This window comes from Pseudomonas sp. SWRI111 (assembly GCF_014268555.1).
GTDB lineage: Bacteria > Pseudomonadota > Gammaproteobacteria > Pseudomonadales > Pseudomonadaceae > Aquipseudomonas > Aquipseudomonas hamedanensis.
In genome coordinates this window covers 18,366-34,532 of the sequence record NZ_JABWQQ010000036.1, presented here as the reverse complement: position 1 = coordinate 34,532, position 16,167 = coordinate 18,366, and the positions used below count along the sequence as shown (strand labels likewise).

General features: G+C 55.7%; 12 protein-coding genes and 4 tRNA genes. All 16 read left to right on the top strand.

Annotated elements, in window-relative coordinates; translation table 11 throughout:
* Window positions 1–162 precede the first annotated feature (162 nt).
* The 16 genes from birA (at window position 163) to rpoC (ending at window position 16,034) form a co-directional block, all read left to right on the top strand.
* A complete protein-coding gene (gene birA / locus HU755_RS25940; RefSeq protein WP_186637935.1) occupies window positions 163–1,116 on the top strand; it encodes a bifunctional biotin--[acetyl-CoA-carboxylase] ligase/biotin operon repressor BirA in 954 nt (317 codons plus the stop codon).
* Window positions 1,106–1,858, top strand: a complete 753-nt coding sequence (locus HU755_RS25935; protein ID WP_186637932.1) for a pantothenate kinase — start codon at window positions 1,106–1,108, stop codon at window positions 1,856–1,858. Before birA ends, HU755_RS25935 begins: the two co-directional genes overlap by 11 nt.
* 9 nt (window positions 1,859–1,867) lie before the next feature.
* Window positions 1,868–2,299 (top strand): hypothetical protein, encoded by a 432-nt coding sequence (locus tag HU755_RS25930; protein WP_186637929.1) that lies wholly within the window; start codon window positions 1,868–1,870, stop codon window positions 2,297–2,299.
* A 142-nt stretch (window positions 2,300–2,441) separates the two neighbouring features.
* Window positions 2,442–2,526, top strand: a tRNA-Tyr gene (locus HU755_RS25925).
* Window positions 2,527–2,551: 25 nt separating this feature from the next.
* Window positions 2,552–2,625, top strand: a tRNA-Gly gene (locus HU755_RS25920).
* A 26-nt stretch (window positions 2,626–2,651) separates the two neighbouring features.
* Window positions 2,652–2,727 (top strand) — tRNA-Thr (locus HU755_RS25915).
* Between the two features lie 85 nt (window positions 2,728–2,812).
* Window positions 2,813–4,006: an elongation factor Tu gene (tuf, locus tag HU755_RS25910; protein ID WP_003176426.1), complete on the top strand. Its 1,194-nt coding sequence runs from the start codon at window positions 2,813–2,815 to the stop codon at window positions 4,004–4,006.
* 53 nt (window positions 4,007–4,059) lie between these two features.
* A tRNA-Trp gene (locus HU755_RS25905) sits at window positions 4,060–4,135 on the top strand.
* A 45-nt stretch (window positions 4,136–4,180) separates the two neighbouring features.
* Complete coding sequence (gene secE, locus HU755_RS25900; protein ID WP_186637926.1) at window positions 4,181–4,549, top strand: preprotein translocase subunit SecE; 369 nt, start codon at window positions 4,181–4,183, stop codon at window positions 4,547–4,549.
* 9 nt (window positions 4,550–4,558) lie between these two features.
* Window positions 4,559–5,092, top strand: a complete 534-nt coding sequence (nusG, locus tag HU755_RS25895; RefSeq protein ID WP_007916492.1) for a transcription termination/antitermination protein NusG — start codon at window positions 4,559–4,561, stop codon at window positions 5,090–5,092.
* A gap of 118 nt (window positions 5,093–5,210) precedes the next feature.
* Window positions 5,211–5,642: a 50S ribosomal protein L11 gene (gene rplK, locus HU755_RS25890; protein WP_003228756.1), complete on the top strand. Its 432-nt coding sequence runs from the start codon at window positions 5,211–5,213 to the stop codon at window positions 5,640–5,642.
* Complete coding sequence (gene rplA / locus HU755_RS25885) at window positions 5,642–6,337, top strand: 50S ribosomal protein L1 (protein ID WP_186637923.1); 696 nt, start codon at window positions 5,642–5,644, stop codon at window positions 6,335–6,337. The genes rplK and rplA overlap by 1 nt, the downstream gene beginning before the upstream one ends.
* A 198-nt stretch (window positions 6,338–6,535) precedes the next feature.
* Window positions 6,536–7,036 (top strand): 50S ribosomal protein L10, encoded by a 501-nt coding sequence (gene rplJ / locus HU755_RS25880; protein WP_008081912.1) that lies wholly within the window; start codon window positions 6,536–6,538, stop codon window positions 7,034–7,036.
* 73 nt (window positions 7,037–7,109) lie between these two features.
* Window positions 7,110–7,475 (top strand): 50S ribosomal protein L7/L12, encoded by a 366-nt coding sequence (gene rplL / locus HU755_RS25875; protein WP_003228750.1) that lies wholly within the window; start codon window positions 7,110–7,112, stop codon window positions 7,473–7,475.
* 221 nt (window positions 7,476–7,696) lie between these two features.
* Window positions 7,697–11,770 carry a DNA-directed RNA polymerase subunit beta gene (gene rpoB / locus HU755_RS25870; protein ID WP_186546710.1) on the top strand — a complete coding sequence of 1,358 codons (4,074 nt, stop codon included), beginning with the start codon at window positions 7,697–7,699 and terminating at the stop codon, window positions 11,768–11,770.
* 64 nt (window positions 11,771–11,834) lie between these two features.
* Window positions 11,835–16,034, top strand: coding sequence for a DNA-directed RNA polymerase subunit beta' (rpoC, locus tag HU755_RS25865; RefSeq protein WP_186637920.1), 4,200 nt, complete (start codon window positions 11,835–11,837; stop codon window positions 16,032–16,034).
* The last annotated feature ends 133 nt before the right edge of the window (window positions 16,035–16,167 follow it).

Here is a 16,167-nt window from a genome sequence, read left to right as displayed (position 1 = left end):
TCCCCATGTGAGAGTAGGTCATCGTCAAGATTAAATTCCGAAACCCCAATTGCGAAAGCAGTTGGGGTTTTGTTTTGTTCGCGAGAAATGTGTCTGCTTGATTTCTATGCAACGGCACGGGGCATGGCTATCATTCGGGCCTCATTGTGAGGCGAAACCTGCATGTTGACGTTGTTGAACCTCTTGAAGGATGGTCGATTCCATTCCGGACAGGATCTGGGGGCTGCCCTGGGAATAAGTCGAAGTGCTGTATGGAAGCAACTGCAGCATCTTGAGGCTGAGCTTGGTCTGTCAATCCACAAAGTTCGCGGGCGGGGATATCAGTTGTCTGCGCCATTGATGTTGCTTGATCCTGTGGAAATAGCCAGAAAGTCGCCTCAATGGCCTGTGACTGTCTTCGATTCTGTCGATTCGACAAATGCCGAAGCTTTGCGCTCCATTGCACAGGGTGCTTCCGCGCCCTTTTTGGTGCTGGCTGAACGGCAGACCGCCGGGCGTGGCCGTCGAGGACGGAAATGGGTAAGCCCGTTTGCCGAGAACCTCTACTACAGCCTGGCTCTGCGTATCGACGGCGGTATGCGTCAGCTCGAAGGGCTGAGTCTTGTCGTAGGCCTTGCTGTTATGCAGGCCTTGCGAAATTCGGGCGTGTCGAATGCCGGGCTGAAGTGGCCCAACGATGTTTTGGTTGGCAGCAAGAAGATCGCTGGCATTCTGCTTGAGCTTGTTGGGGACCCGGCGGATGTCTGTCATGTTGTGCTGGGAATAGGGATCAACGTGAATATGCAAGTTGCGGAAGGGGTCGATCAGCAATGGACTTCTATAAGGCTTGAGTCAGGTAAGGCCTGTGACCGCAATGCTCTGGTGGCCGAGCTGAGTAATCAGCTCGGCACTTATATTCACAAGCACCAAGCCAATGGTTTCGCTAGTCTCCAGGCCGAATGGGCGGAAAATCATCTCTGGCAAGGGCGCTCGGTTTCCTTGATTGCGGGTAACAGCCATATAGATGGCGTTGTGCTCGGAGTTGATAATCAGGGTGGGCTGTGCCTGAGAGTGGACGGTGTTGAGAAGGTATTTAGTGGCGGAGAGCTCAGCCTGAGGTTGCGTGATGATTCTTGAGCTTGACTGCGGCAACAGCTTTATAAAGTGGCGCGTGCTGGATGCGTTGGTCGGAGCTGTAGTTTCGGAAGGGGTTGTAGACTCCAATCAGGCACTGATTGAAAGCCTGCGAATGATTGCGTCGCTGTCGCTGCGCAAATGTCGTTTAGTCAGTGTCAGGACGAGCGAAGAAACCGGCGCATTGATCGAGCTTATTGAGCGAGAGTTCAGTATTCCTATCGTATCGGCGAAGCCTGCCCGTGAGATGTCTGGCGTGCGCAATGGTTATGAAGACTATGAGCGGCTTGGGCTTGATCGCTGGCTCGCGATGCTTGGTGGCTTTCATCTGGCTGCCGGTCGTCCCTGTCTTGTTCTGGATTTCGGCACTGCGGTCACTGCTGATTTCGTTGCAGCTGACGGTGCGCATCTCGGAGGGTTTATTTGTCCTGGTATGCCGTTGATGCGGAATCAGCTGCGCACACACACCCGCAAAATTCGCTACGGAGATGAGGCGGCAGAGCGGGCGCTTTCCAGTCATGTCCCGGGGCGGACTACCGTTGAAGCGGTAGAGCGTGGTTGCTCTTTGATGTTGAGGGGCTTTGTCCTGACCCAGATGGAGTTGGCGCGCGCTTATTGGGGGAAGGGTTTTACTGTCTTCATTACGGGCGGGGATGCCGAGTTGGTTGCGGGGGTCTCGCCTGAGGCCAGGGTTATACCTGACCTGGTCTTTGTCGGCTTGGCTATGGCGTGTCCATTGTCCTGAGGTTTCTATATGCGTTGGTTGTTTCTGCTGCTTGTTGTTCTCAACGTTTTTTACTATGTCTGGCATCAGCAAGAAGCACCTCTGCGAGCCAAAGATGTAACGCCTTTGAGTCTGTATCGCGGTTCACAGCAGGACATTCGTCTGTTGAGTGAGGCTGCCGGCAATGGGCGCATCGGGGAGGGCGCAGCGCGTCAGCAGTGCCTGTTCCTTGGTGGCTTTTCTGATGAGGATTCGATTACAAAGTTGAAGCAGCGGCTCTCAGCGATGAAGGTTAATGCGCAGTCCGCCCCAAAGGATGCTGCCGGAAGCGGTTTCTGGCTGACAGTTACACCGGACGGGCAGCGCTTGTTGGGTGATCAGCAGCTGCAAAACCTTTCCAAGGAATTCAATGAGTTAAAACATAAAATAATGCTGTGCGAAGGGGTTGCACCTGCTGAATAGTTTGCATAGAATGGCGCCCGCTCCACAGCGAACACCTTAACCGGATTTCAAAGTGAAGCGTGTCAACGCAGCTAAGCTCAGGTTTTTAAATGAGAAAATGCTTGACAGAGGCTTGGCATGATATAGAATGCCGGCCTGATTAGGAGGGGTTCCCGAGCGGCCAAAGGGATCAGACTGTAAATCTGACGTCTACGACTTCGAAGGTTCGAATCCTTCTCCCTCCACCAGATTTAAGCGTGAGCTGCAGGCTCCGCGGGTATAGTTTAGTGGTAGAACCTCAGCCTTCCAAGCTGATGATGCGGGTTCGATTCCCGCTACCCGCTCCAAGTTTGCAGGTTGTGCAAAGGGTTTTGCTCTTGTAGCTCAGTTGGTAGAGCACACCCTTGGTAAGGGTGAGGTCAGCGGTTCAAATCCGCTCAAGAGCTCCATATAACAAGGCAGATATGAAAATATCTGCCTTTGTTTTAATGGTTGATATTGTTTGTCTAATTCTTCTGTTTGAGGGTGATATCGATGGCTAAGGAAAAATTTGATCGTTCCCTGCCCCACGTCAACGTAGGGACCATTGGTCACGTTGACCACGGTAAAACCACTCTGACTGCTGCTCTGACTCGCGTTTGCTCCGAAGTATTCGGTTCGGCAATCGTTGACTTCGACAAGATCGACAGCGCGCCAGAAGAAAAAGCTCGTGGTATCACCATCAACACCGCGCACGTTGAATACAACTCGCTGATCCGTCACTACGCTCACGTTGACTGCCCAGGTCACGCTGACTATGTGAAGAACATGATCACCGGTGCTGCCCAGATGGACGGCGCGATCCTGGTTTGCTCGGCCGCTGATGGTCCGATGCCACAAACCCGTGAGCACATCCTGCTGTCCCGTCAGGTAGGCGTTCCGTACATCGTGGTTTACCTGAACAAGGCTGACCTGGTAGACGACGCTGAGCTGCTGGAGCTGGTTGAGATGGAAGTGCGCGATCTGCTGAGCACTTACGACTTCCCAGGTGACGACACTCCGATCATCATCGGTTCTGCTCGTATGGCTCTGGAAGGCAAAGACGATAACGAAATGGGCACCACGTCCGTTCGTAAGCTGGTTGAGACTCTGGACAGCTACATCCCGGATCCAGTCCGTGTTATCGACAAGCCGTTCCTGATGCCAATCGAAGACGTATTCTCGATTTCCGGTCGCGGTACTGTTGTAACCGGTCGTATCGAGCGCGGTATCGTCAAGGTTCAGGATCCACTGGAAATCGTTGGTCTGCGTGACACCACCGTCACCACCTGCACCGGTGTTGAAATGTTCCGTAAACTGCTCGACGAAGGTCGTGCTGGCGAGAACTGCGGCGTTCTGCTGCGTGGTACCAAGCGTGACGACGTTGAGCGTGGCCAGGTTCTGGTCAAGCCGGGTTCGGTCAAGCCGCACACCAAGTTCGAAGCTGAAGTGTACGTACTGAGCAAAGAAGAAGGCGGTCGTCACACTCCGTTCTTCAAAGGCTACCGTCCACAGTTCTACTTCCGTACTACTGACGTGACTGGTAACTGCGAGCTGCCGGAAGGCGTTGAGATGGTAATGCCGGGCGACAACATCAAAATGGTTGTTACCCTGATCAAAACCATCGCAATGGAAGATGGTCTGCGTTTCGCTATCCGTGAAGGCGGTCGTACCGTCGGCGCTGGTGTCGTAGCCAAAATCATCGAATAAGCGGTTGTAATGTATTTTTCGGGCCGGCATAATGGTCGGCCTGATTTTGTTTTAGGTCAGTAGCTCAATTGGCAGAGCGACGGTCTCCAAAACCGTAGGTTGGGGGTTCGATTCCCTCCTGACCTGCCAGATTCACTTGGTGTGTCTGGCTTTCTTTTCACAGGATCTTCATAGATGACTCCTAAAGCTGAAGCTCAAGGCTCTCGCTTCGATCTGCTCAAGTGGCTTGTAGTAGTCGCTTTGGTGGTTATTGGCGTTGTTGGCAATCGGTATTACGTTGCTTCGCCGATCCTGTACCGTGTACTTGCTTTGCTTGCCATTGCTGCTGTAGCTGCCTTTGTAGGCCTGCAGACTGCGAAGGGCAAGTCTTTCTTTGTACTGGTTAAGGAAGCTCGCACCGAGATTCGTAAAGTCGTGTGGCCAACTCGCCAAGAAACCACGCAGACCACGCTGATTGTCGTGGCTGTTGTTCTGGTTATGGCGTTGCTGTTGTGGGGTCTTGATTCCCTGCTCGGCTGGCTTGTTTCCTTGATTGTCGGCTAAGGGTGTCCCGTGGCTAAGCGTTGGTATGTTGTGCATGCTTACTCGGGTTACGAGAAGCATGTGATGCGCTCGCTTGTCGAGCGCGTAAAGCTGGCTGGCATGGAAGATGGCTTCGGCGAGATTCTGGTTCCCACTGAAGAAGTGGTGGAAATGCGCAATGGCCAGAAGCGCAAAAGCGAGCGTAAGTTCTTCCCTGGCTATGTGCTGGTCCAGATGGATATGAACGAGGGTACCTGGCACTTGGTCAAGGATACCCCTCGCGTGATGGGTTTCATCGGCGGTACCGCTGACAAGCCTGCACCGATCACGGATAAAGAAGCAGAAGCAATTCTGCGTCGCGTTGCTGACGGTAGCGACAAGCCTAAGCCGAAGACGTTGTTCGAGCCGGGCGAGACGGTACGTGTCAATGATGGTCCGTTCGCCGATTTCAATGGCGTTGTAGAAGAAGTTAACTACGAAAAGAGCCGGATCCAAGTGGCTGTGCTCATTTTCGGTCGCTCTACTCCGGTGGAGCTCGAGTTCAGTCAGGTCGAGAAGGTCTAACTGGACAAGCAATCCCAACCCCGCAGCCTTAGGCTGTGGGGTTTTGTCGTCACTGGGATAAACGCGCAAGTAACCGGGGAGCCTTTCGAGGCGCTAGAACCCGTAATTGGAGTGCCTCATGGCCAAGAAGATTACCGCTTACATCAAGCTGCAAGTGAAGGCCGCTCAGGCTAACCCAAGCCCACCTGTTGGTCCTGCTCTGGGTCAGCACGGCGTGAACATCATGGAATTCTGCAAGGCTTTCAACGCCCGTACTCAGGGTCTTGAAGCAGGTCTGCCGACTCCAGTGATCATCACTGTCTACAGCGACCGTAGCTTCACTTTCGAAACCAAATCCACCCCTGCTTCGGTTCTGCTGAAGAAGGCGGCCGGTCTGACCAGCGGTTCCGCTCGTCCGAACACCGTTAAGGTTGGCACCGTTACCCGTGCTCAGCTGGAAGAAATCGCGAAAACCAAAAACGCGGATCTGACTGCAGCTGATATGGATGCAGCCGTGCGTACTATCGCCGGTTCTGCTCGTAGCATGGGCCTTAACGTGGAGGGTGTGTAATGGCTAAGCTGACCAAGCGTCAAAAGGCTATCGCCGGCAAAATCGAAGCAGGCAAGGCCTACAACATTGTAGACGCCGCTGCACTGCTGGCCGAGCTGTCGACTGTCAAGTTCAGCGAGTCGTTCGACGTTGCTGTAAACCTGGGTGTAGACCCGCGTAAATCCGACCAGGTCGTTCGTAGCGCTACCGTGCTGCCACACGGCACTGGCAAGTCCGTTCGCGTTGCTGTGTTCACCCAGGGTCCAGCTGCCGAGGCCGCTCTGGCTGCCGGCGCTGACCGTGTAGGTATGGACGACCTGGCTGCCGAAATGAAAGGCGGCGACCTGAACTATGACGTAGTGATCGCATCCCCGGATGCCATGCGCGTTGTAGGTCAGTTGGGTCAGATCCTCGGTCCACGTGGCCTGATGCCTAACCCGAAAGTCGGTACCGTAACTCCGGACGTAGCCACCGCGGTTAAAAACGCCAAGGCTGGTCAGGTTCGTTATCGCACTGACAAAAACGGCATCATCCACACTTCCGTTGGCAAGATCGGTTTCGACGCCGTCAAGCTGAAGGAAAACGTTGAAGCCCTGATCGCTGATCTGAAGCGTATCAAGCCAGCTTCCTCGAAAGGTATTTACGTCAAGCGCGTTACCCTGAGCACCACTATGGGTCCAGGTCTGGTCATCGACCAAAGCTCGCTCGACGCGTAAGACTAAAGTTGGCGCGGATTGCCGCGCCAATTGAAAGATTGGGGTCCCTGCCTGGCGGGGGCTATCCAAGACCGTAGGCGGCGCAAGCCTTAAACCTCAAGCCTACGCAGATGGTGCTCCCGGTTCCTTACCGAATCAGACACCAAAACGACATTCGGTTCCGATCGAATGAAACGGTAACAAGCAGGAGTTAAACCCGTGGCAATTAATCTCGAAGACAAGAAGGCCATCGTCGCTGAAGTCAACGAGGCTGCCAAAGTCGCTCTGTCCGCTGTCGTGGTTGATGCACGTGGCGTAACAGTAGGCGCAATGACCGGACTCCGTAAAGAGGCTCGTGAAGCTGGCGTTTACGTACGTGTTGTACGTAACACCCTGCTCAAGCGCGCTGTTGCTGACACTCAATACAGTGTCCTCAACGACGTGTTCACCGGCCCGACCCTGATTGCATTCTCGAACGAACATCCGGGCGCTGCTGCCCGTATCTTCAAAGAGTTTGCCAAGGGTCAGGACAAGTTCGAGATCAAGGCAGCTGCGTTCGAGGGCAAGTTCCTCGCAGCTAATCAGATCGACGTACTGGCAACTCTGCCGACCCGTGACGAAGCAATTTCTCAGCTGATGAGCGTGATTCAAGGCGCTACCAGCAAATTGGCTCGTACTCTGGCGGCAATTCGCGACCAGAAAGAAGCTGCCGCAGCCTAAGGCTCGTCACTTCTCGCGTTTTTTGTTTATTTCGATGGTCGCGTAGGCCGTCCCCCAATTCAGGAATTGAGTCATGTCTCTGACTAACGAACAAATCATCGAAGCAATCGGCCAGAAATCCGTAGTGGAAATCGTTGAGCTGATCAAAGCGATGGAAGAAACCTTCGGTGTTACCGCTGCTGCCGCTTCGGCTGGTCCAGCTGCTGCTGCCGCTGTTGTTGAAGAGCAAACCGAGTTCAACGTTGTTCTGCTGGAAGCTGGCGAGAAGAAGGTTAACGTGATCAAGGCAGTTCGTGAACTGACCGGTCTGGGCCTGAAAGAAGCCAAAGAGAAAGTAGACGGCGCTCCTCAGGTTGTAGCTGAAGGCGTTTCGAAAGAAGCGGCTGAAGACGCCAAGAAGAAGCTGGAAGAAGCAGGCGCTAAAGTCGAGCTGAAGTAAGCATCGACTTTGCTCCTCCAGCCCGAGCGTCAAGCGACAGGCTGATGGCTGGTGGCTCTTGCCACCGGCCTTTTTCCGTTATTGGCAGCCGACTGGGTCGGTGCTGATAAAGGCGCTGTAACCACCCGATGCGGTGGCGCAAACCATGGGGTTTGCACGATTTTCTGGCTGCTCCCGTCGGGAGGGGCCAAACAAGCAGGTGACCAAGCTGGGGAACGCTGATGGCTTACTCATATACTGAGAAAAAACGTATCCGCAAGGACTTTAGCAAGTTGCCGGACGTCATGGATGTGCCTTACCTCCTGGCCATCCAGCTGGATTCGTATCGTGAATTCTTGCAAGCGGGAGCGACTAAAGATCAGTTCCGCGACGTGGGCCTGCATGCGGCCTTCAAATCCGTTTTCCCGATCATCAGCTACTCCGGCAATGCTGCGCTGGAGTACGTCGGTTATCGCCTGGGCGAACCGGCATTTGATGTCAAAGAATGCGTATTGCGCGGTGTAACTTTCGCCGTACCTTTGCGGGTAAAAGTGCGCCTGATCATTTTCGACAAAGAATCGTCGAACAAAGCGATCAAGGACATCAAAGAGCAAGAAGTCTACATGGGTGAAATTCCCCTGATGACTGAAAACGGTACCTTCGTAATCAACGGTACCGAGCGTGTTATCGTTTCCCAGCTGCACCGTTCCCCGGGCGTGTTCTTCGACCACGACCGCGGCAAGACGCACAGCTCCGGCAAACTGCTGTACTCGGCTCGCATCATTCCTTACCGCGGTTCGTGGCTGGACTTCGAATTCGACCCGAAAGACTGCGTCTTCGTGCGTATCGACCGCCGTCGCAAGCTGCCGGCCTCGGTACTGCTGCGTGCACTCGGTTACACCACCGAAGAAGTGCTGGACGCGTTCTACACCACCAACGTATTCCACCTGAGCGGCGAAACCCTCAGCCTGGAACTGATTGCATCGCGTCTGCGTGGTGAAATTGCCGTTCTGGACATCCAGGATGAAAAAGGCAAGGTCATCGTTGAGCAGGGCCGCCGTATTACCGCGCGCCACATCAACCAGATCGAAAAAGCCGGTATCAAGACGCTGGATGTGCCGCTGGACTACGTCCTCGGCCGCACCACCGCCAAGGCTATCGTGCACCCGGCCACCGGCGAAATCCTGGCCGAATGCAACACCGAGCTGAACACTGAAGTCCTGGCCAAAATCGCCAAGGCCCAGGTCGTTCGCATCGAGACCCTGTACACCAACGACATCGACTGCGGTCCGTTCGTCTCCGACACGCTGAAGATCGACTCCACCAGCAACCAATTGGAAGCGCTGGTCGAGATCTATCGCATGATGCGTCCAGGCGAGCCGCCAACCAAAGACGCTGCCGAAACCCTGTTCAACAACCTGTTCTTCAGCCCTGAGCGCTATGACCTGTCTGCGGTCGGCCGGATGAAGTTCAACCGTCGTATCGGTCGTACCGAGATCGAAGGTTCGGGCGTGCTGTGCAAGGAAGACATCGTCGCGGTACTGAAGACCCTGGTCGACATCCGTAACGGTAAAGGCATCGTCGATGACATCGACCACCTGGGTAACCGTCGTGTTCGCTGCGTAGGCGAAATGGCCGAGAACCAGTTCCGCGTTGGCCTGGTACGTGTTGAGCGTGCGGTCAAAGAGCGTCTGTCGATGGCCGAAAGCGAAGGCCTGATGCCGCAAGATCTGATCAACGCCAAGCCAGTGGCTGCGGCGGTGAAAGAGTTCTTCGGTTCCAGCCAGCTCTCGCAGTTCATGGACCAGAACAACCCGCTGTCCGAGATCACCCACAAGCGTCGTGTCTCTGCACTCGGCCCTGGCGGTCTGACTCGTGAGCGTGCAGGCTTCGAAGTCCGTGACGTACACCCGACTCACTACGGTCGTGTTTGCCCGATTGAAACGCCGGAAGGTCCGAACATCGGTCTGATCAACTCCCTGGCTGCGTACGCTCGCACCAACCAGTACGGCTTCCTGGAAAGCCCGTACCGCGTGGTGAAAGAGGGTGTGGTCACCGACGAGATCGTGTTCCTGTCCGCTATTGAAGAAGCCGATCACGTGATCGCGCAGGCTTCGGCGACCATGAACGAGCAGAAAGTCCTGATCGACGAGCTGGTCGCCGTACGTCACCTGAACGAATTCACCGTCAAGGCGCCGGAAGACGTCACCTTGATGGACGTATCGCCGAAGCAGGTTGTGTCGGTTGCTGCGTCGCTGATTCCGTTCCTCGAGCACGACGACGCCAACCGTGCGTTGATGGGTTCGAACATGCAGCGTCAAGCTGTACCAACCCTGCGCGCTGACAAGCCGCTGGTAGGTACCGGCATGGAGCGTAACGTAGCCCGTGACTCCGGCGTTTGCGTCGTGGCTCGTCGTGGTGGCGTGATCGATTCTGTCGATGCCAGCCGTATCGTGGTTCGTGTTGCCGATGACGAAGTTGAAACCGGTGAAGCCGGTGTCGACATCTACAACCTGACCAAATACACCCGCTCGAACCAGAACACCTGCATCAACCAGCGTCCGCTGGTGCGCAAAGGTGATCGCGTTCAGCGTAGCGACATCATGGCCGACGGCCCGTCCACCGACATGGGTGAACTGGCACTGGGTCAGAACATGCGCATCGCGTTCATGGCATGGAACGGCTTCAACTTCGAAGACTCCATCTGCCTGTCCGAGCGTGTGGTTCAGGAAGACCGTTTCACCACGATCCACATTCAGGAACTGACCTGTGTGGCGCGTGACACCAAGCTTGGCCCAGAGGAAATCACTGCGGACATCCCGAACGTGGGTGAAGCTGCACTGAACAAGCTGGACGAAGCCGGTATCGTTTACGTAGGTGCTGAAGTAGGCGCAGGCGACATCCTGGTCGGCAAGGTCACTCCGAAAGGCGAGACCCAACTGACCCCGGAAGAAAAACTGCTGCGTGCAATCTTCGGTGAGAAAGCCAGCGACGTTAAAGACACCTCCCTGCGTGTGCCAACCGGCACCAAAGGTACTGTCATCGACGTACAGGTCTTCACCCGTGACGGCGTTGAGCGTGATGCTCGCGCACTGTCGATCGAGAAGTCCCAGCTGGACGAGATCCGCAAGGATCTGAACGAAGAGTTCCGCATCGTTGAAGGCGCGACTTTCGAACGTCTGCGTTCCGCTCTGGTAGGCCACAAGGCTGAAGGCGGCGCCGGTCTTAAGAAAGGTCAGGACATCACCGACGAAGTGCTCGACGGTCTTGAGCATGGCCAGTGGTTCAAACTGCGCATGGCTGAAGATGCTCTGAACGAGCAGCTCGAGAAGGCTCAGGCCTACATCGTTGATCGTCGCCGTCTGCTGGACGACAAGTTCGAAGACAAGAAGCGCAAACTGCAGCAGGGCGATGACCTGGCTCCAGGCGTGCTGAAGATCGTCAAGGTTTACCTGGCAATCCGTCGTCGCATCCAGCCGGGCGACAAGATGGCCGGTCGTCACGGTAACAAGGGTGTGGTCTCCGTGATCATGCCGGTTGAAGACATGCCGCACGATGCCAATGGCACCCCGGTCGACGTAGTCCTCAACCCGCTGGGCGTACCTTCGCGTATGAACGTTGGTCAGATCCTTGAAACCCACTTGGGCCTCGCGGCCAAGGGTCTGGGCGAGAAGATCAACCGGATGGTCGAAGAGCAGCGTAAAGTCGCTGAACTGCGTACTTTCCTGGACGAAATCTACAACCAGATCGGCGGGCGTAACGAAGATCTGGACAGCTTCTCCGATCAGGAAATCCTCGATCTGGCGAACAACCTGCGTGGCGGCGTTCCTATGGCCACCCCAGTGTTCGACGGCGCCAAGGAAAGCGAAATCAAGGCCATGCTGAAACTGGCAGACCTGCCGGAAAGCGGCCAGATGCAGCTGACTGACGGCCGTACCGGCAACAAGTTCGAGCGTCCGGTTACCGTTGGCTACATGTACATGCTGAAGCTGAACCACTTGGTAGACGACAAGATGCACGCGCGTTCTACCGGTTCTTACAGCCTGGTTACCCAGCAGCCGCTGGGTGGTAAGGCGCAGTTCGGTGGTCAGCGTTTCGGGGAGATGGAGGTCTGGGCACTGGAAGCATACGGTGCTGCTTACACTCTGCAAGAAATGCTCACAGTGAAGTCGGACGATGTGAACGGCCGTACCAAGATGTACAAGAACATCGTGGATGGCGATCACCGTATGGAGCCGGGCATGCCCGAGTCTTTCAACGTGTTGATCAAGGAAATTCGTTCCCTCGGCATCGATATCGATCTGGAAACCGAATAACACGTGACGCGAATCGAGAGCGGGGCAGGATTGCCCGCTCTCTGCTCCGCCAGGAGGAAAGGCCTTGAAAGACCTACTGAATTTGCTGAAAAACCAGGGTCAAGTCGAAGAGTTCGACGCCATCCGTATCGGATTGGCCTCGCCGGAGATGATCCGCTCGTGGTCGTTCGGTGAAGTTAAAAAGCCGGAAACCATCAACTACCGTACGTTCAAACCTGAGCGTGACGGCCTGTTCTGCGCCAAGATCTTTGGCCCGGTAAAGGATTACGAGTGCCTGTGCGGTAAGTACAAGCGCTTGAAGCACCGTGGTGTGATCTGCGAGAAGTGCGGCGTTGAAGTTGCACTGGCCAAGGTTCGTCGTGAGCGCATGGCGCACATCGAACTGGCTTCGCCGGTTGCCCACATCTGGTTCCTGAAATCGCTGCCGTCGCGTATCGGCCTGCTGATGGACATGACCCTGCGTGATATCGAGCGCGTTCTCTACTTCGAGAGCTATGTCGTTATCGATCCAGGCATGACCACCCTTGAAAAAGGTCAGCTGCTGAACGACGAGCAGTACTTCGAAGCGCTGGAAGAGTTCGGTGATGATTTCGATGCCCGCATGGGTGCCGAAGCTGTCCGTGAACTGCTGCACGCTATCGACCTGGAACACGAGATTGGCCGTCTGCGCGACGAGATTCCGCAAACCAACTCGGAAACCAAGATCAAGAAGCTGTCCAAGCGTCTGAAGTTGATGGAAGCCTTCCAGGGTTCCGGCAACCTGCCAGAGTGGATGGTGCTGACCGTTCTGCCGGTTCTGCCGCCAGATCTGCGTCCACTGGTCCCGCTGGATGGTGGTCGTTTCGCGACTTCCGACCTCAACGATCTGTATCGTCGAGTGATCAACCGTAACAACCGCTTGAAGCGTCTGCTCGATCTGTCCGCTCCGGACATCATCGTGCGCAACGAAAAGCGTATGTTGCAGGAAGCGGTCGATGCACTGCTCGACAACGGTCGTCGTGGCCGCGCTATCACCGGTTCCAACAAGCGTCCTCTGAAATCCCTGGCTGACATGATCAAGGGTAAGCAGGGTCGTTTCCGTCAGAACTTGCTCGGTAAGCGCGTTGACTACTCCGGTCGTTCGGTAATCACCGTTGGTCCGACCCTGCGTCTGCACCAGTGCGGTCTGCCGAAGAAGATGGCTCTGGAGCTGTTCAAGCCGTTCATTTTCGGCAAGCTGGAAATGCGCGGTCTGGCGACCACCATCAAAGCAGCCAAGAAAATGGTCGAGCGCGAGCTGCCAGAGGTTTGGGACGTTCTCGCCGAAGTGATTCGCGAACACCCGGTCCTGCTCAACCGTGCACCGACCCTTCACCGTCTGGGTATCCAGGCGTTTGAACCGGTACTGATCGAAGGTAAGGCTATCCAGCTGCACCCGCTGGTCTGCGCCGCGTACAACGCCGACTTCGACGGCGACCAAATGGCCGTGCACGTACCGCTGACGCTGGAAGCCCAGCTCGAAGCGCGTGCGTTGATGATGTCGACCAACAACATTCTGTCGCCAGCCAACGGTGAGCCAATCATCGTTCCGTCGCAGGACGTTGTATTGGGTCTGTACTACATGACCCGTGAAGCGATCAACGCCAAAGGCGAAGGTCGTGTGTTTGCGGATCTGCAGGAAGTCGACCGTGTATTCCGTGCCGGCGAAGCCGCACTGCATGCCAAGGTCAAGGTTCGTATCAACGAAACCGTCAACGACCGTGACGGCAACAGCGTGAGCGGTACCCGTATCGTCGACACCACTGTCGGCCGTGCGCTGCTGTTCCAGGTTGTGCCAAAAGGTCTGTCGTACGACGTCGTCAACCTGCCGATGAAGAAGAAGGCGATCTCCAAGCTGATCAACCAGTGCTACCGCGTGGTTGGTCTGAAAGAGACCGTGATCTTCGCTGACCAGTTGATGTACACCGGTTTCGCTTACTCGACTATCTCGGGTGTTTCCATCGGTGTTAACGACTTCGTTATCCCGGATGAGAAAGCCCGCATCATCGGTGCAGCCACCGACGAAGTGAAAGAGATCGAGAGCCAGTACGCCTCCGGCCTGGTAACCCAGGGCGAGAAGTACAACAAAGTGATCGACCTTTGGTCGAAAGCGAACGATGAAGTTTCCAAGGCGATGATGGCCAACCTCTCGAAAGAGAAAGTCATCGACCGTCATGGCGACGAAGTCGACCAAGAGTCTTTCAACTCGATGTACATGATGGCCGACTCGGGTGCGCGGGGTTCCGCTGCACAGATTCGTCAGCTGGCCGGTATGCGTGGTCTGATGGCCAAGCCGGACGGCTCCATCATTGAAACGCCGATTACTGCGAACTTCCGTGAAGGTCTGAGCGTACTTCAGTACTTCATCTCGACTCACGGTGCTCGTAAGGGTCTGGCGGATACCGCGTTGAAAACCGCTAACTCCGGTTACCTGACTCGTCGTCTGGTAGACGTGGCGCAGGATCTGGTGGTAACCGAGATCGATTGCGGCACCGAACACGGTCTGCTGATGACTCCGCACATTGAAGGCGGTGACGTTGTAGAACCGTTGGGTGAGCGCGTATTGGGTCGTGTTATTGCCCGTGACGTGTTCAAGCCGGGTACCGAGGACGTTATCGTTCCTGCCGGCACTCTGGTTGACGAGAAGTGGGTCGAATTCATCGAGCTGAACAGCATCGACGAAGTGATCGTGCGTTCGCCGATCAGTTGCGAAACCCGCTACGGCATTTGCGCCAAGTGCTACGGTCGTGATCTGGCTCGTGGTCACCAGGTAAACATCGGTGAAGCGGTCGGCGTTATCGCCGCCCAGTCCATCGGTGAGCCGGGTACCCAGCTGACCATGCGTACGTTCCACATCGGTGGTGCGGCAAGCCGTACTTCCGCAGCCGACAGCGTTCAGGTGAAGAATGGCGGTACCGTCCGTCTGCACAACCTGAAGCACGTCGAGCGAGTGGATGGCCACCTGGTTGCTGTGTCCCGTTCCGGTGAGCTGGCGATCGCTGACGACTTCGGTCGTGAGCGCGAGCGTTACAAGCTGCCGTACGGTGCTGTGATTTCGGTTAAAGAAGGTGACAAGGTCGACGCTGGCGCAATCGTGGCCAAGTGGGATCCGCACACTCACCCGATCGTTACCGAAATGAAAGGTACCGTGACCTACGTGGGCATGGAAGAAGGCATCACGATCAAGCGTCAGACTGACGAATTGACCGGTATGACCAACATTGAAGTTCTCGACGCGAAAGATCGTCCAGCAGCGGGCAAGGAAATTCGTCCTGCGGTGAAGATGGTCGACGACAACGGCAAGGATCTGTTGCTGCCAGGCACTGACGTTATCGCTCAGTACTTCCTGCCAGCCAACGCCCTGGTCGGTGTAGCGGACGGTGCGAAGATTGCGATCGGTGACGTTATCGCTCGTATTCCGCAGGAAACTTCGAAGACTCGTGACATCACCGGTGGTCTGCCGCGTGTTGCCGACCTGTTCGAAGCTCGTCGTCCGAAAGAAGCGTCGATTCTGGCTGAAGTCAGCGGCACCATCGCGTTCGGTAAAGAGACCAAAGGCAAGCGCCGTCTGGTCATTACCCCGAACGACGGTAGCGATCCGTACGAAGAGCTGATTCCGAAGTGGCGTCACCTGAACGTCTTCGAAGGCGAACAGGTAAACCGCGGCGAAGTTATCTCCGACGGTCCAAGCGATCCGCACGACATCCTGCGTCTGCTGGGTGTGAGCGCGCTGGCCAAGTACATCGTCAACGAGATCCAGGACGTTTACCGTCTGCAAGGCGTGAAAATCAACGACAAGCACATCGAGACCATCCTGCGTCAGATGCTGCGTAAAGTTGAGATCGCTGAATCCGGCGACTCCAGTTTCATCAAGGGCGACCAGATGGAACTGACTCACGTACTGGTAGAAAACGAGCGTCTGGGCGCGGAAGACAAGTTTGTCTCCAAGTACACTCGCGTTCTGTTGGGTATCACCAAGGCGTCGTTGTCCACCGAATCGTTCATCTCGGCGGCTTCCTTCCAGGAAACCACCCGCGTACTGACCGAAGCGGCAGTCACCGGCAAGCGCGATTACCTGCGCGGCCTGAAAGAAAACGTAGTCGTGGGTCGTCTGATCCCGGCCGGTACCGGTCTTGCCTATCACAGCGAGCGCAAGCGTCGCCGTGATGCTGACAAGCCGTTGCGCGTAAGCGCCAGTGAAGTGGAAGCTGCACTGACCGAAGCGCTGAACTCGAGCGGTAACTGAGTTCTGCGATAAATGAGCGTAAGGCCCTGATCGCTCCGTTCATCGAATCGCGACATTTAGTCGAGGTTTGAAGGGCGGGGAGGTCGGGGCCTTGCCTTGACTGGGGCCAAGATCCTCTTTAGACTCTTGATCC

Coding starts and splice junctions, on each gene's coding strand:
- birA (WP_186637935.1), top strand. CDS start 163: ATGTTGACGTTGTTGAACCTCTTGAAGGATGGTCGATTCCATTCCGGA.
- HU755_RS25935 (WP_186637932.1), top strand. CDS start 1,106: ATGATTCTTGAGCTTGACTGCGGCAACAGCTTTATAAAGTGGCGCGTG.
- HU755_RS25930 (WP_186637929.1), top strand. CDS start 1,868: ATGCGTTGGTTGTTTCTGCTGCTTGTTGTTCTCAACGTTTTTTACTAT.
- tuf (WP_003176426.1), top strand. CDS start 2,813: ATGGCTAAGGAAAAATTTGATCGTTCCCTGCCCCACGTCAACGTAGGG.
- secE (WP_186637926.1), top strand. CDS start 4,181: ATGACTCCTAAAGCTGAAGCTCAAGGCTCTCGCTTCGATCTGCTCAAG.
- rplK (WP_003228756.1), top strand. CDS start 5,211: ATGGCCAAGAAGATTACCGCTTACATCAAGCTGCAAGTGAAGGCCGCT.
- rplA (WP_186637923.1), top strand. CDS start 5,642: ATGGCTAAGCTGACCAAGCGTCAAAAGGCTATCGCCGGCAAAATCGAA.
- rplL (WP_003228750.1), top strand. CDS start 7,110: ATGTCTCTGACTAACGAACAAATCATCGAAGCAATCGGCCAGAAATCC.
- rpoB (WP_186546710.1), top strand. CDS start 7,697: ATGGCTTACTCATATACTGAGAAAAAACGTATCCGCAAGGACTTTAGC.